This window comes from Clostridium sp. DSM 17811, assembly GCF_018861905.1.
In the GTDB taxonomy this organism is placed as follows: Bacteria; Bacillota; Clostridia; order Clostridiales; family Clostridiaceae; genus Clostridium_AD; species Clostridium_AD frigoriphilum.
In genome coordinates this window covers 83,722-98,099 of sequence record NZ_JAHLDU010000005.1, presented here as the reverse complement: position 1 = coordinate 98,099, position 14,378 = coordinate 83,722, and the positions used below count along the sequence as shown (strand labels likewise).

15 protein-coding genes are annotated in these 14,378 nt (G+C 31.6%); 2 read left to right on the top strand and 13 right to left on the bottom strand.

All coding sequences use genetic code 11. The features are described from left to right. Positions 1 to 33 precede the first annotated feature (33 nt). The 8 genes from KPL44_RS08665 to thiS all read right to left on the bottom strand — a co-directional run bounded on the left by KPL44_RS08665 (position 34) and on the right by thiS (position 6,971). Positions 34 to 1,449 carry an ATP-binding protein gene (locus tag KPL44_RS08665; RefSeq protein ID WP_216248776.1) on the bottom strand — a complete coding sequence of 472 codons (1,416 nt, stop codon included), beginning with the start codon at positions 1,447 to 1,449 and terminating at the stop codon, positions 34 to 36. Further along, positions 1,446 to 2,132, bottom strand: coding sequence for a response regulator transcription factor (locus KPL44_RS08660; RefSeq protein WP_216248774.1), 687 nt, complete (start codon positions 2,130 to 2,132; stop codon positions 1,446 to 1,448). The genes KPL44_RS08665 and KPL44_RS08660 overlap by 4 nt, the downstream gene beginning before the upstream one ends. Before the next feature lie 324 nt (positions 2,133 to 2,456). Continuing rightward, entirely contained in the window at positions 2,457 to 3,326 is an 870-nt protein-coding gene (locus KPL44_RS08655; RefSeq protein ID WP_216248773.1) for a DUF1002 domain-containing protein, read from the bottom strand. A gap of 63 nt (positions 3,327 to 3,389) precedes the next feature. Next, positions 3,390 to 3,989, bottom strand: a complete 600-nt coding sequence (locus KPL44_RS08650) for a thiamine phosphate synthase (RefSeq protein WP_216248772.1) — start codon at positions 3,987 to 3,989, stop codon at positions 3,390 to 3,392. Beyond that, positions 3,982 to 5,139, bottom strand: a complete 1,158-nt coding sequence (gene thiH / locus KPL44_RS08645) for a 2-iminoacetate synthase ThiH (protein WP_216248771.1) — start codon at positions 5,137 to 5,139, stop codon at positions 3,982 to 3,984. The genes KPL44_RS08650 and thiH overlap by 8 nt, the downstream gene beginning before the upstream one ends. Before the next feature lie 13 nt (positions 5,140 to 5,152). Next, the gene (locus KPL44_RS08640; RefSeq protein WP_216248770.1) at positions 5,153 to 5,929 is read right to left on the bottom strand and encodes a thiazole synthase; all 777 of its coding nucleotides are present in this window, start codon (positions 5,927 to 5,929) and stop codon (positions 5,153 to 5,155) included. A gap of 33 nt (positions 5,930 to 5,962) precedes the next feature. After that, positions 5,963 to 6,772, bottom strand: coding sequence for a sulfur carrier protein ThiS adenylyltransferase ThiF (gene thiF / locus KPL44_RS08635; protein WP_216248769.1), 810 nt, complete (start codon positions 6,770 to 6,772; stop codon positions 5,963 to 5,965). 1 nt (position 6,773) lies between these two features. Further along, entirely contained in the window at positions 6,774 to 6,971 is a 198-nt protein-coding gene (thiS, locus tag KPL44_RS08630) for a sulfur carrier protein ThiS (RefSeq protein WP_216102883.1), read from the bottom strand. 321 nt (positions 6,972 to 7,292) lie between these two features. Between thiS and bioB the strand changes: the two genes are divergently transcribed. Continuing rightward, positions 7,293 to 8,249: a biotin synthase BioB gene (gene bioB / locus KPL44_RS08625; RefSeq protein ID WP_216248768.1), complete on the top strand. Its 957-nt coding sequence runs from the start codon at positions 7,293 to 7,295 to the stop codon at positions 8,247 to 8,249. 15 nt (positions 8,250 to 8,264) lie between these two features. Then, complete coding sequence (locus KPL44_RS08620; RefSeq protein ID WP_216248766.1) at positions 8,265 to 8,816, top strand: biotin transporter BioY; 552 nt, start codon at positions 8,265 to 8,267, stop codon at positions 8,814 to 8,816. Positions 8,817 to 8,834: 18 nt separating this feature from the next. On the opposite strand, the gene KPL44_RS08615 is transcribed toward KPL44_RS08620, so the two are convergent. The 5 genes from KPL44_RS08615 to KPL44_RS08595 all read right to left on the bottom strand — a co-directional run bounded on the left by KPL44_RS08615 (position 8,835) and on the right by KPL44_RS08595 (position 14,356). After that, the gene (locus KPL44_RS08615; RefSeq protein ID WP_216248763.1) at positions 8,835 to 9,662 is read right to left on the bottom strand and encodes a discoidin domain-containing protein; all 828 of its coding nucleotides are present in this window, start codon (positions 9,660 to 9,662) and stop codon (positions 8,835 to 8,837) included. Positions 9,663 to 9,673: 11 nt separating this feature from the next. Further along, the gene (locus KPL44_RS08610; RefSeq protein ID WP_253201679.1) at positions 9,674 to 11,506 is read right to left on the bottom strand and encodes a DUF2264 domain-containing protein; all 1,833 of its coding nucleotides are present in this window, start codon (positions 11,504 to 11,506) and stop codon (positions 9,674 to 9,676) included. A 49-nt stretch (positions 11,507 to 11,555) separates the two neighbouring features. After that, positions 11,556 to 12,686 (bottom strand): glycoside hydrolase family 88 protein, encoded by a 1,131-nt coding sequence (locus KPL44_RS08605; protein ID WP_216248761.1) that lies wholly within the window; start codon positions 12,684 to 12,686, stop codon positions 11,556 to 11,558. Between the two features lie 63 nt (positions 12,687 to 12,749). Beyond that, the gene (locus tag KPL44_RS08600) at positions 12,750 to 13,421 is read right to left on the bottom strand and encodes a DUF624 domain-containing protein (RefSeq protein ID WP_216248759.1); all 672 of its coding nucleotides are present in this window, start codon (positions 13,419 to 13,421) and stop codon (positions 12,750 to 12,752) included. An 86-nt stretch (positions 13,422 to 13,507) separates the two neighbouring features. After that, positions 13,508 to 14,356 carry a carbohydrate ABC transporter permease gene (locus KPL44_RS08595; RefSeq protein WP_216249021.1) on the bottom strand — a complete coding sequence of 283 codons (849 nt, stop codon included), beginning with the start codon at positions 14,354 to 14,356 and terminating at the stop codon, positions 13,508 to 13,510. Positions 14,357 to 14,378 lie beyond the last annotated feature (22 nt).

The following is a 14,378-nucleotide window of genomic DNA, read 5'->3' as shown; positions in this document are numbered from 1 at the left end:
GCTCGTCATAGATATGAAAATATAGATAGTCTGCTAATCTAACTCTAGATCAAAACTAAAACAGGTTTCATTTTTGCCGCCACTTTTCACATGAATGTTTCCATTGATTCTCATGACTACTTCCTTTGCTATAGATAACCCCAGTCCAGCCCCTTCTTCTTTATGTGCTTTATCCACTTTATAAAAGCGATCAAATATAAAAGGTAAGTCTTCATTTTTAATTAAAGATCCTGTATTATGTACGGATACTATAGCTCTTCCGTTCTCATTTTTTGAAGATAGTGTAATAGTACTGCTCACCTTAGCAAATTTAAAAGCATTATCTATTAAAATGGTCAAGACTTGACCAATACGATCGATATTTCCTTTTGCGTATATTGGATCCTTACTGTTTTTTACAATTAATTTAATATTTTTTTCTTCCGCTAACATTTCAAATTTATCTTGCTGGTCATAGAGTATATTGGTAACATCAACCACTTGCATATCAAAAGGTTCATTTCTCGACTGCAGTCTTGATAATTCAAATAAATCATTTACTAATCTGTTTAATCTTTCAACTTCATTATAAATAACTTCATAAAAATGATTTCTCTTGTCTTCATCTTTAACCATTCCCTCTTTAAGTGGGATAATTAGTCCTTTAACAGCTGTAAGTGGTGAACGTAGCTCATGAGACACATTTGCTACATAATCCCTTCTAGTTTGCTCAAGCCTTATAGCTTCAGTAACATCACGAAAAAGCAGTACAGTCCCTATAATACTGTTATCTTCAGAGCGTATTGGGGAACATGAAATCAAAATGCTCTTTTCTTTAAACGAACATGTAGCTATTTCTGTTTTTTGATTTTCAATTGCTGACAAAGACACCTTATATATTACTTCCTGTACATCATTTTGTAATTCTTCTAAGTTAGTTTTCACCTCAAACATCTCTTCAAAAGTAAAATTTTTCAGATTAACTTTTTGATTTAAATCAAATCCCAGCAACCCATCGCTCATTGAGTTAAGTATTTGCTTGAGCAAGTCACCCTCAATTGTAAGCGAATTAATCGTATTAGAAAGCTCCGCTGCTAACTTATTTAGAGTAACCGCAAGCTGCCCAATTTCTCCACTATAATTTTCTTTTGCACGAATTGAAAAGTCTCCCTCTGACATAGCAATTGCAACTTTTTTCATTTCCACTAGTGGACTAGCCATTTTCTTGGATGCAAATAAAACAGCTGGTCCGACAACCACTAAAGTAACAAGCATAGAACAAAGAACCCCTGTATTCACTCCAAATATTATTTGATTTGCAATTTTTATTTTTTCTTTAATATACTCTCCATATAGACTATTCAATGTAATTGTTAGACCTATTGAAATTAGTATAAATATTAACATTACAATAAAAATAATTTTAACATACGAGCTTTTTATATTTAAATACTGTTCTTTTTCTTTCATATTCCTGCCTCAAACTTATATCCTACGCCATAAATAGATTGAATTCGCTGTGCATAATCTCTAGGTAAATGTGAACGAATTCTATTAATATGAGTATCAATAGTTCTCCTATCAACATATGTATAGTCTGCACCCCATATCTTATCTAGTATTTCATCTCTTGAAAGTACTACTCCCGGATTCGATAGTAACATAAATAATATTTCAATTTCCTTCGGAGTTGCACTAATAGAATCATTATTTAAAAGTAGTTTATAACTTGAAACATTTACTTCAAGATCACGAAATTTAATAACAGATGCCATCTTTCTTAGATTTATATCTTCCAACCTTCTAAGTACAGCTTTAACCCTTGCAATCACTTCTCTTGGGTTAAATGGTTTTACAATATAATCATCAGCTCCTAATTCAAGTCCAAGAAGAATATCGATTTCTTCTCCTTTTGCAGTTAATATAATAATTGGTACTTTAGATACCTTACGTATTTCTTTACATACCTCAATTCCTGATAAGTATGGCATCATAATATCCAAAATAATGAGGTCAAAATTATCATCTAATGCTTTTTGCAACGACTCTTTTCCATCATATACACTTGTATACAAAAAATCATCTGCTTCTAAATATATACCAAGAGAGCTGTGAACTGCCAAATCATCATCACATATCAGAATATGCGCCATTTTAATTCTCCTATCTATTTTCAATATTTATTTTCCGTAAATACTAATTACTATGATTTTATTGTAACTATCTTTAATTATATTGTATATTTAAAGTAAATTCTACAAACTTAACATTTGTCCACAATTGTTCATATACATATATCATCACCTCTTTCCCACAATCAGCTTTTACAATGCGTTAAGACATAAAAAACCCACAACTAATTTATTAATTAGTTGTAGGTTTTCCTGATGCAGACGTAACATTATGGGTGAATTTCACTATATAAAGGGAATATCATTTCGCCCATTAAATTACATCTCCCATCCTCATCTCATTTATTATTTTAAACTATTTGCTATCCCTTTAAAGAAATTTCCAATAGAAGCACAAACACCTGCGAACCAACTTTTAGTTTTATCACTCTGTAATGTATTTTTCATTGTACTAGCTACACCCTCAAGTTGTCCTTTTACTTTATTGTAATCCAAGTTTAATTTATTTACATTTGTCATTAACCCAACAATATTATTTACATCATCCTTAGACAGCTTGTAATTGTAATTATCCGTTACATTATTTACTATTTTCGTTATACCTTCCTCATCCTTAGGTTTATCTTTTATAACTTCACTCTTTACTTCATTTATTAATCCTGAAGCTTTATCTTGTCCAATCTTTTCACCTAGTTTACCTGTAACTGCAACCTCTTCATTAGCTGTTTTTTTTGTATTTTCATCTAATTTCTTACCGTCTTTACTATTTTCAAATCCCTTTAGTATGCCTGTCATAGCTGCCGTACCTGATACAGTAAATGGTGCAGAAACTTTAACATTAGCATTCTCAATTCCTGCTGTAATTAGAGCATTCTTTATCATACTAGCATTTACCCAAGTTACATTATGTGTATTCACTACTAAACCACCAGTAGTTGTTGGCTCAATATATGAACATGATATCGACTTATTACCTAATTGACCTTTAGATACGGTATCTCCTAGATATTTCTTTTCCTCAGTAGACGTAACTTCAACAACACTTGCACTATTACTATCTACATTAAAATACTTTAGCATGTTTTGTTTCTGTTGATTCGTCAAATCAGCCCCTATAGTAACACTTTTATATGAATCAGCGTACACATTATTTATAGGTGTTGCAAACAAACTTGCTGCTGTTAAAATTACACCTAAGACTAATTTTTTATTCATTTAAAAAGACCTCCATATTTCACATTATTTTATTGTTATGACTTAGATATATTATAACCCAAATTATACTAATTGGGTAAATGGATTTTCGGAGGTCATTAACCCTGACATAATACAAATACCATCTGCACCTGCATTAATAGCTTTTTGAGCATTTGCAGGCAAAATGCCACCAATAGCATAAACAGGAATATTTATGGAGCTACAGACTGATGATAAAAAGCTTAAACCTCTTGGTGGAACGTCTTTTTTACAGTTAGTCGCAAATATATGCCCTGCTATAATATAAGTTGCACCTAAATTAACAGCTTCCATTGCTTCACTTACTGAGTGGATAGACACTCCAACTTCATCAAATCCTTCGCATATATCAGGCTTAGATTTTAAAACATGTAAAGGCAAATGAATCTTTTTACAATTAAGTTCTCTTGCTACTTTATAATAAGTGTGTAATATACATTCTGTATTATTTTTTTTACATATTTCTAATACATTAGTTGCTAAATCCTTATAATCATTTTCAGATAAATCTTTTTCTCTAAGTACTATACTCACAGACTTAATCATTGTGTTTTTTTCATTCAATAAACATATGGTTTGTATCTGCTGTAAAAAGTCATTATTACAAAGATGACGATTAGTAATTGCAAACAGTTTATACATATATATAATCACTCATAACTGATTGAAGACCATGATCCTTAATTACATCAGATATTTCTGCTACTGTACGTGGGTCCGAAATCTCAAATTGTTCATCACCTTTAGCCTCATCTTTAGCACTATGACCCCCTATTCCAACTGAAACTCCAGCCGAAATTTTAGTTGCTGCAAGTCCAATTACATTATCACGAAAACCAGCACGTTCACGAGTTGATATAGTAATGTTTGCAAAAGGCAAAAATATTCTATATGCAGTAATTATCTGTAGCAACTGCTTTTCATGTACATCTTTTGGATTAATTTTGTCATTATTAATTATTGGACATAATCTTGGACATGAAAGCGCAATTTCAGCATGTGGATACTTACGTTGAAGAAGGTATGCATGAAGTCCTGTTGCTAAAGCATCCTTTCGAAAATCATCTAGTCCGAGAAGCGCAGCAAATCCAACACCGCGCATCCCACCTTTTAATGCTCTTTCTTGTGCGTTAAAACGATAAGGGAAAACACGTTTGTGTCCCTCTAAATGTAATGTTTCATATTTATCTGAATTATAAGTTTCCTGGAATACAGTAACAAAATCTGCACCACATTTATGTACGTATGCATATTCATCCGAGTTCATTGGATATACTTCAAGACCAACCACCTTAAAATATTTTCTAGCTATTTTACAAGCTTCACCAATATACGAAACATCAGACATACTACGGCTTTCACCAGTAAGAATTAATATTTCTTGCAATCCAGTACTCGCAATACTTTGCATTTCTTTTTCTATTTCACCTGCATTAAGTCTCGCACGCTTAATTTTATTGTAGCAGTTAAAACCACAATAAATACAATAGTTTTCACAATAATTAGAAATATAAATTGGAGTAAACATATAAACTGAATTACCAAAATGCTTATGTGTTTCTACTTTAGCACGCTTAGCCATGTCCTCAAGAAAAGGTAATGCCACAGGCGATAATAAAGCTGCAAAATCTTCAATATCTAATACATCTTTCTTAAGAGCCATAATTACATTATGAGCTGTATATTTTTCAGAATCGTATGATTGCATTTTCGAGATAACCTGATCCATAACATTAGATTCAATCACCTCCATACCTTCCATATATTTCATATGATCAATACGTTGTTCCATTTAAATCCCCTCCTTAATCTTCAACAAATCCAGTTAATGGTGATGAAGCGCAGGCACCATTATAAATTACACTACCAAGCCCTGAAAGATATGCGCTTCTTCCTGCTTCTATTGCCTTCTTGAAAGCATTTGCCATAGCTGGAATATTACCGGCCGAGGCAATTGCAGTATTAACCATAATAGCGCTAGCTCCCATTTCCATAGCCTCACAAGCCTGAGAAGGTCGTCCAATTCCTGCATCTACAATAATTGGAAGTTCAATTTCATCAACCAAAATTTTAATAAAATCACGTGTACACAATCCTTTGTTTGATCCAATAGGTGCAGCAAGTGGCATAATAGCTGCAGCTCCTGCATTTACCATATCTCTTGCAACATTTAAATCTGGATACATATAAGGCATTACTATAAATCCTTCTTTTGCAAGAATTTCAGTAGCTTTTAATGTTTCATAATTATCTGGCAGCAAATATTTTGAATCACGAATAACTTCAACTTTAATAAAATCTCCGCATCCAATCTCGCGAGCTAGATGCGCAATACGAACTGCTTCCTGCGCATTACGAGCCCCTGATGTATTTGGAAGTAATGTAACATTTTTAGGTATATAATCTAAAATATTAGCGCTACCACCCAAATTAGCACGACGTAATGCTAAAGTAATAATCTGTGCACCAGCATTTTCAACCGCTGCATTTATTAGATCTAGTGAATATTTTCCAGATCCTAATATAAATCGTGAACTAAATTCATGTCCACCTATAATAAGTTTATCAGTATTATTTTCCATGTTTTCTTCTCCTTTATTTTCTTACTGTTAAATTTATATTTCTTCTATTCCGAGTATTAATCTTAAAACCATATTTGACTGATGACCTGCGCAAATAGTTACACGTGGAGCCATTAGCCCTCGCCCTACCATAGCCCCATTTTTTCCATCACCGCACAAATAAAAATTATTTGCTATTTTTTTTGTTATTATTGTATTACTGCTTTCATACCCTGCCATTCCTGAGGCTGCTACAATTTTCTTTAACGGATAACATTCAAGAATAGTATTTACAAGTAGGGCCTTAGCTTTTGGATTATCAAAAGCTTCACAAATAATGTCATCATTTTCAAATAATGTTTGAACATTTTCTCGTGTAACTAAAACAGTATCAACAGTTACTTTAATAAATGGATTTATTTCGTAAATTTCATTTTTTAATGATTCTGTTTTATATAGTCCAAGATGTTTAATTTTATATTGCTGACGATTTAAGTTGCTAGGTTCTACAATATCAAAATCAATTAAATGTAAATGACCTACTCCTGTTCTTGCTAAACTTACTGCTATATTAGATCCAAGACCTCCAAGACCAGCAATTGCAACCTTTGCAGCTTTGACTTTTTCAAATACATGTGGAGTATGTCTTGCGCACATCAAGCTTTCGAATTCATCTTTTGATGGCATTTTGCCTTTTTCAATAAAGCTTACTTCATCATTTTCACTAAGTTTATAATCATCAAAAGTTTGAAATCCATTCAAAATAGTTATTATATTTTTTTCATAATCATAATGCTCTAAACGCAAATCATGAAGAGTTAAACAATTAGTTGTTACTGGTTTACCATTAATTTTTATATTCAAATCAGCCGCCTCCTACAAAACTTACAACTTCAATAACATCACAATCAGTTAATATTTTTTCTTCATATTGAGTTTTTGGCACAATAAAGCCGTTGCATTCAACTGCAACACAAGAAATTTTATATCCTTCTCGTACTAGATAATCAGATAACCTCAAATTATTTGCATTGCTTATTTCATTGCCATTTATGTATATCATAATTCCACCCCCCGAAATTTATATACAACAAAAAAGGTCACACAAAGAACTACACCCGTGGTGGTGTACCCCTTCGTGTGACCTTAGTCATCACTCTTTAACATATTGTAACAACATAATTATATAATGTCAATATAGTTTTTTGCTTGTTTTGCAATACTTAAAAAATAGTTAAGTCACTTATAACTTCTGAAATGTCGTTAAGTATCTTTATATCCCCAAAGCAATTGTAAACCCGTTTTAAAATATAGGTTGACATTTCACAGAATAAATTTTATACTAAATTTAAATTTATTTTTAAAATTATGGGGGTAAACTTGTATGGAAAAGCTAGCTAAAGAAATTATTACTGGAAAGCGTTTAAAAAGAAATGATAATTTGGAATTTTTATTAACAACAGATTTAAAAGAACTTTGCTCAGGAGCTAATATCATTCGTGAAAAATTATGTGGAAAAAAAGTAGATCTTTGTACAATTATTAATGGACGTAGCGGAAAATGTAGTGAAAACTGTAAATTCTGTGCTCAGTCTGCTCATCATAATACAAGCATTAAAGAATATGATTTTTTAAACCCAGATGTAATATTAGAAGATTGTAAAAAAAATGAGGCAAATGGCGTACATCGCTACTCTATTGTTACAGCCGGAAGGTCCTTGACTGGACCCGATTTTGATAAAGCAATAGAAGCCTATAAAAAGATGCATGAAGAATGTAAAATTAACTTGTGTGCATCCCATGGTTTTTTGACAGGAGAAGAATTTATACGCTTAAAAGAAGCTGGCGTTACAATGTATCATGAAAATATTGAAACTTCTAAAAAAAACTTTCATAATATCTGCACTACTCATTCATATGAAGACAAAATCAAAGAAATTAAACTTGCTCAGAAATCAGGACTTAAAGTTTGTTCAGGTGGAATTATAGGAATGGGCGAAACATGGGAAGATAGAATTGATATGGCTATTAGTTTATCAGAACTTGGAATTATATCAATTCCAATCAATGTATTAATGCCAATAAAAGGTACTCCATTTGGCAATTTAGAAAGGATTTCTGAGGTCGACATTTTAAGGACAATAGCAATTTTTCGTTACTTAAATCCAACTTCTTATATTCGTATGGCAGCCGGCAGAACTTATTTTGCAGATGGAGGCTCAAAACTCTTCCTATCTGGTGCCAATGCAACACTTACTGGTGATATGTTAACTACTGTAGGAAATAATACTGATCAAGATAAAATTATGCTTACAGCGCTTGGTTTTGATATTCAAAAATAGAAGGAGACTGAAGTTATGGAAAATGCAAAGAAAATTAATATTCATCACTTAACATTGATTGGGGTTATGGCGGCGGTTATTTGTATATTAGGACCTCTATCACTGCCTATTGGAATAGTGCCAATTTCATTAACTAATCTTGCAATTTATTTTTCAGTATATGTACTAGGTCAAAAAAGAGGAACCCTTAGTTATATAGTTTATCTTTTCATAGGCCTTGTAGGACTACCCGTCTTTTCAGGATTTTCTGGAGGATTTACTAAATTATTTGGACCAACAGGTGGATATCTAATCGGATTTATTTTTATGGCATTTATTAGTGGATTTTTCATTGACAAATTTTCAACTAAAATTTATATGTGTTTCCTAGGAATGATCCTTGGTACAATTGTTACATATATATTTGGAACAGCATGGCTAGCCTATCAGTTGAATATGACATTTAATGCATCCTTAGCAGTTGGAGTTCTTCCATTTATTCCTGGAGACATAGTAAAAATGGTAATTGCATTATTGATTGGACCTCAAATTAAAAAGAGACTTATAAGTGCTGGATTAACAGAATAAATAAAACCAAGACAGAGATTATAATCTTCTCTGTCTTTTTTGAATATCATTACCATATACACAAACTTCCGTTAATGCTGCAAAGTCAGTTAGTTCATCAGACTTTCTAAAATTCAGTAATTTAATCCATCTTATAGTCTTTTTATTAAACCTTATATACTGAGCATCACTAGTTTTTATTGTTTCTACTATTTCGCTTGTACCATCTGAAAATTCTATTTTCAAAGACTTCCAATAAGTATCATGTGGAAAATCAGATCTTAAGTACAAAGCTATTTTATCCACCTCTACTTCTCTCCCAAAGTTAACCATGATTTGCGCATCTTCTCTTTGCCAAGTTCCCCAAGACTCATAAGGCCAGATACCATGTCCCTTATTAGATATTTGTCCATCAATTACATTCCTGGCTGCGAATACTGCTTCATTTCTTGTCTCTACATTGGCTGTTGAATGAGGGTAATATGTTGTATCCCCACGCTGATCAATTACATTTTTCGCTATGTCCCTATATGAGTATATCTCCTCATTTTTAGCTATACGTGCACTAATATTATGTTCTATACCATTAAAGGTATTCTCAGAATATGCCTTAGCATCCTCACCAAATGGTATCTGAAATTCCAATGTATTTGAAGTTAAATATATTAAAGCCTCATCTAATTCATCGTCTATTTTAATAATCAGATATTTATTTTCAGATGAGTTCGCAAAACAAATTTTATCACCTACTTTATAATTTTGTGCATAAACAATTGAAACTGCCTCATTTCCAGTTATTTCACTTATGGTATCATTGAATTTATCTCTTATCTCTATTTTTAACTCATTTATATTTGTTCCATCCATAATTATTCTCCTTATAACACTATTTCTTTTCCATTAAACAAGATAGTAATGCAATTTTCTTTAATCTTTACAATAGGATTTTCATCACATTTAAAATCATTTTTAGCATTTACATCACCAATAATAGCAGAAACTAAAATATGTTTTCCTCTACTAATTCTACTTGTTAATGTTGGTATAACTGTACGCGGATATAGGAGGTTTGTGTTTGGTTCAGGTGTAATTATTTCGACCTTTCGATTTCCATTATAATCAACAATACCAGTAACTTTGTTACCGAACTTATAAAATATCTTATCCTTAAAACAATATGACGTGCCAACCCCTGCCGGCGCAGAAAAAGCACCCTCTGCAGTATCTAATATACGATTAGTATTAATAACATGTATTCTAATATGCCATGGGGTTAAAGGAACAATAAAAGTTTTTATTTCAACATCATTCCAAGGTTTCCAAACTGATTCAATGTAATCTTGATTTATTTTATAACTTTCACAGCCAAAACGTGATCTATAATGTCCATCACACTCAGCTAAGGCTAAGCAACTATCAAAGGCCCCTTGCTTTAATGATAATCCACCTTTAGGTACACTAAAACCGAATGTTGTTGAGTATACAAATTTTTCATACTTAGCATCTCCATGAGCATGCTCACTTGAATGCTGACCAGAAGTAAATGCTTGGACTTCACTACCAGATTTATCGTGACAAACTATCATTCTTGGACTAGGTTGCACACTCTTTTGTGTAAAAACTAAATCTTCCTCCTCAGATGTCCAAAATGCATGACCACCCGGAATTGCTAAAACTAAAAATGTTTTTAACGCCCAATAAGGTGAACCTGGTGCATTATAACCTTCTGCCATGTTTAAATTCTGATACCCATAACCTATAGTCAAAAGACCATCTAAAGAGAAGATATCACTTCTAAACCAGTACCTTAAATTTCTCATAACAATCCCTTTTATAACTCCCCAGTTCAAGGCTTCTACATCTGCATAAGCTAAAGCAGACCAGAAAGCTGATTGGGCAAACCTATAAGTTAAACTTCTCCCAAACGGTATAGATGGTCCAGCTGCTGAAAACCATTCTTTATACTCCTGTGCAAAAACACTTGCACGTTCTTTATATAAAAGTGATCTTTTGGGATCTTCAGTCTCCATCGTTTTAGCATAAATCAAGCCATAAAAATGCATAGCAAAAGGAATATAATAATCAATTTGAGTCTCATATCCATCAAAATACCAACCATCATCTAAATAATAAGAATCTATACTATCAAGGTCATCTGAAACTGATTGTTTCGACCACTCTCTCCCACATTTTTTCATTGCAATATTTACAAGCACTCTAAAGAATAACCAATTTGTCTTAGGAATTACGTGATCATTAATTTGGATCAACCAATTATATAAATTATCTTGTTGATCTTTATTTAAAACATCCCAAAAGGTGTCCTTAGCCAAAATTAAAGATAAAGAAACTGAGGCCATTTCAACTAATAACTGATCATAGTCATGAACTTTTCCAAAGTAAGATTTGCTTTTAGGATCAGTTCCTTCTATTAAACCTTTTACAAAATATTTTGATAACTTTGTACCCTCTTCAGACTTAGTTGTAACAAGAGGTCCTATTCCCCATAAAGGTCTTAAAAAAGCCTCGACTTCTCTTGCATTTTCATCATAAACCGATCCACTAGTACCCAAACATAAATGTCCAGGTTTTTGCTCCTTTAGTAATGGTATAAGAGGATTACATATATCATATAACGCTTTTCTAAGATCCTCTTTAGTTTTAAGTGGATTATGTTTAATATTTTCATTATACATATTTATTTTACTCATGCATTCAACCCCTTGATTAAGAAATATTTTTTATTATTAATTTTAGTTATTACCAAAATAACATTTTTTCTCCATTTAGCATGGCTATACCTTCCGTAAAAAAGTAATCTCCATAAATTATTGGTACATCTAAGTTTTTCTGTTCTGGAAAATGTCCAGTAGCATGCTTAATTAAACCTTCCTCCTCTATATCATCATTTGTTGCGCATTCATAATATAGATTCTTCAGCATCTTTTCCCCAGCCTCCATGTATAATGAAGATTCAAACTCGCAAACATATTTTGATAAAAGAAGTAAGCCACATGCTGCTATTGCACCTGCTGAAGAATCAGGATATTTGTATTTTATCTCGCCATCCTTTGGCAATCTAAAATCCCAAACAGGATATTTATCGTCTTTCATGTTAGCAATAAAATAATGTGCTGTTTTTTTTGCTGCCTCCAAAAATTCATTATTTTTAGTATATTTATAGGAAAGTGTTAGGCCATAAATTGCCCATGCACAACCTCTTGCCCATGCGCTATTTGCATCAAATCCTTGTCCTCCAGCCTTTTCAATTACTTCTCCTGTTTCCGAATCAAAAATAACCATATGCTGCACTGAACCATCTGCTCTTATGAAATTTTCTAGTACCATTTCACCATTCTTCTCTGCAACATGTTTAAACCTTGGATCTCCTGTTTCTTCTGATGCCCAATAAAGCAATGGTAAATTCATCATACAATCAATAATTACCACACCAGTATTGTCTTTATTTCCCTTCCAAGCATTCCAGGCACGAATATAGTTACCTTTTATATTAAATCTTCCCATCAAAAGATTAGCTGCAAGTAATGCTCTTCGCCTAGACTCTTTATTTCCTGTTATTTTATAATTAGCTAAGCTTGTTAGTATCCACATAAAACCTAAATCATGATCTATAATCTCCGTATCACAAAGTAAATGTTTCATTTTCATTTCACATTTTTCTGCAGTAATCTTTAATTTTTCATTCTTGTTTTTAAGATATACCTGCCATAAAATTCCTGGCCAAAAACCCGCTGTCCACCATTGTTCGTTTTCTAATTTATAGTGTTTGTTTTCACTTACATGAGGAAAATTCACACCAATTCTATCATTATTTAATATAGTTTTCTCTTCAATAAAATTCCACGCCTCTTTTTTCCAATTAATCTCCATAATAAATTACCCCGCCCTATCCTATTGTTTTTATTTTTTGCTTCTTTTAATCATCTGCTAAAATTATTTCTCTTTTATTGGTGTTTTATATAAATTATTGTTGTTTATATAAATTAAATATACAAATATACTTACTAAAAAGATCACCGATAATAACGGTTTAAGTATTGTTATAAACAATATACTTAAAACAACAATGTTGTTTACAAAACCAATATAGAATTTTTTAAAGGTAAAGAAAAATGAAATTCTTAATATATCTTTAATGCTAGAGTGTCTATTTTTCACAAGAAAAGTGAAATAATTAATAGTAGTACTTAAAACTATATTAAATATTATAAAGAGAATAGGAGTGAATATACTAACATATTTAGTCTTCATTAGAAAAAAGTAATCTAAGATAACAATAGTTAATATAATTAATGAAAATAACCAAACAGTAATTGTCTTTTTAAAAGATTGAATATAATATGAAAAATAATCTTTTGTTACATTCAAATCCTTTTCTTTATGATATTTATTTAAACAAGATATTAATGCAACAAGAGCTGGACCCGTTGGAATAAGTGAAAGAGCATAAATCAAAATATGATTACTATTAAAAGAAACAAATCCAACAACTATTAAAAATAATACATTGGTAACTGCAAAATAAATATTCATCATGAGGAAATAGTAAACAGCCTCAAATATTCTTGAATAGACACTATAATTCATAAAATTTTCTTTCTTCAAAAGTTATTCACTCCTTTCTAATTAAAATTAACCATGTTTCTCTCGCCTCATAATTTACCTAGGTTATATGAAGACGAGAGCTTATTTTATCCCTTCATTCCTGATGTTGCAATTCCTTGAATAAAGTATTTTTGTAGTGTCAAAAACACTATAGCAATTGGTAAAATGGATACAACCGATGCTGCCATTATTAATGAATACTGTGCATCATACAAAGAAACAAACATTTTAAGTCCTAACTGAATAGTCTTGTTTTCTGTTGATGACAAGTAAATAAATGGCCCCATATAATCATTCCATGTATTTACAAAAGTTAAAATAGTTAAACTGGCTAATGCAGGTTTACTTAAAGGCAACATTATTCTAAAAAATATTCCATATTCACTTAGACCATCAATTCTAGCAGCCTCACATAATTCGTCAGGAATAGTCATATAAAACTGTCTTAAGAGGAATACACCGAAGGCACTAAATGCCTGTAGCAATACTAAAGATACTAACTTATCTGTTAGCCCCATACTTCTCATCATAATAAATTGTGGTATCATATATGCCTGCCAAGGAACTGCAATAGTACCTATATATGCAAGAAATAATGCATCTCTACCTGGAAAACGAAGTTTAGAAAATCCATAGGCAGCAAAACTACTTGTAAGAAGTTGAAGTATAGTAATAGTTACACTTAAAATTACCGTATTTTTATAAAAAGTTGCAAATGGTATAACCGTCCATATTTTACTGTAGTTAATCCACTGAATTTTATTAGGTAACCATTGTATAGGAACTGTGAATACTTCATTATCAATTTTTAAAGATGATGAAATCATCCAGAAAAATGGCACTAATATTAACAAAGATAGTATTAACAAAAAGGCGAATATAAAACCTTTTGTAAGTAGCTCCTTATTTCCTTTCTTATTTCTTTTTAGATTCATAAGCAATTGAGATCACTCCTTA

What these genes read in the sequence shown, in the direction of transcription:
- KPL44_RS08610 (WP_253201679.1), bottom strand. Translation starts at nt 11,506, where the DNA reads ATGAGTAAAATAAATATGTATAATGAAAATATTAAACATAATCCACTT.
- thiH (WP_216248771.1), bottom strand. Translation starts at nt 5,139, where the DNA reads ATGGAACAACGTATTGATCATATGAAATATATGGAAGGTATGGAGGTG.
- thiS (WP_216102883.1), bottom strand. Translation starts at nt 6,971, where the DNA reads ATGATATACATAAATGGCAATGAAATAAGCAATGCAAATAATTTGAGG.
- bioB (WP_216248768.1), top strand. Translation starts at nt 7,293, where the DNA reads ATGGAAAAGCTAGCTAAAGAAATTATTACTGGAAAGCGTTTAAAAAGA.
- KPL44_RS08660 (WP_216248774.1), bottom strand. Translation starts at nt 2,132, where the DNA reads ATGGCGCATATTCTGATATGTGATGATGATTTGGCAGTTCACAGCTCT.
- KPL44_RS08640 (WP_216248770.1), bottom strand. Translation starts at nt 5,929, where the DNA reads ATGGAAAATAATACTGATAAACTTATTATAGGTGGACATGAATTTAGT.
- KPL44_RS08650 (WP_216248772.1), bottom strand. Translation starts at nt 3,989, where the DNA reads ATGTATAAACTGTTTGCAATTACTAATCGTCATCTTTGTAATAATGAC.
- KPL44_RS08665 (WP_216248776.1), bottom strand. Translation starts at nt 1,449, where the DNA reads ATGAAAGAAAAAGAACAGTATTTAAATATAAAAAGCTCGTATGTTAAA.
- KPL44_RS08620 (WP_216248766.1), top strand. Translation starts at nt 8,265, where the DNA reads ATGGAAAATGCAAAGAAAATTAATATTCATCACTTAACATTGATTGGG.
- KPL44_RS08605 (WP_216248761.1), bottom strand. Translation starts at nt 12,686, where the DNA reads ATGGAGATTAATTGGAAAAAAGAGGCGTGGAATTTTATTGAAGAGAAA.
- KPL44_RS08595 (WP_216249021.1), bottom strand. Translation starts at nt 14,356, where the DNA reads ATGAATCTAAAAAGAAATAAGAAAGGAAATAAGGAGCTACTTACAAAA.
- KPL44_RS08655 (WP_216248773.1), bottom strand. Translation starts at nt 3,326, where the DNA reads ATGAATAAAAAATTAGTCTTAGGTGTAATTTTAACAGCAGCAAGTTTG.
- KPL44_RS08615 (WP_216248763.1), bottom strand. Translation starts at nt 9,662, where the DNA reads ATGGATGGAACAAATATAAATGAGTTAAAAATAGAGATAAGAGATAAA.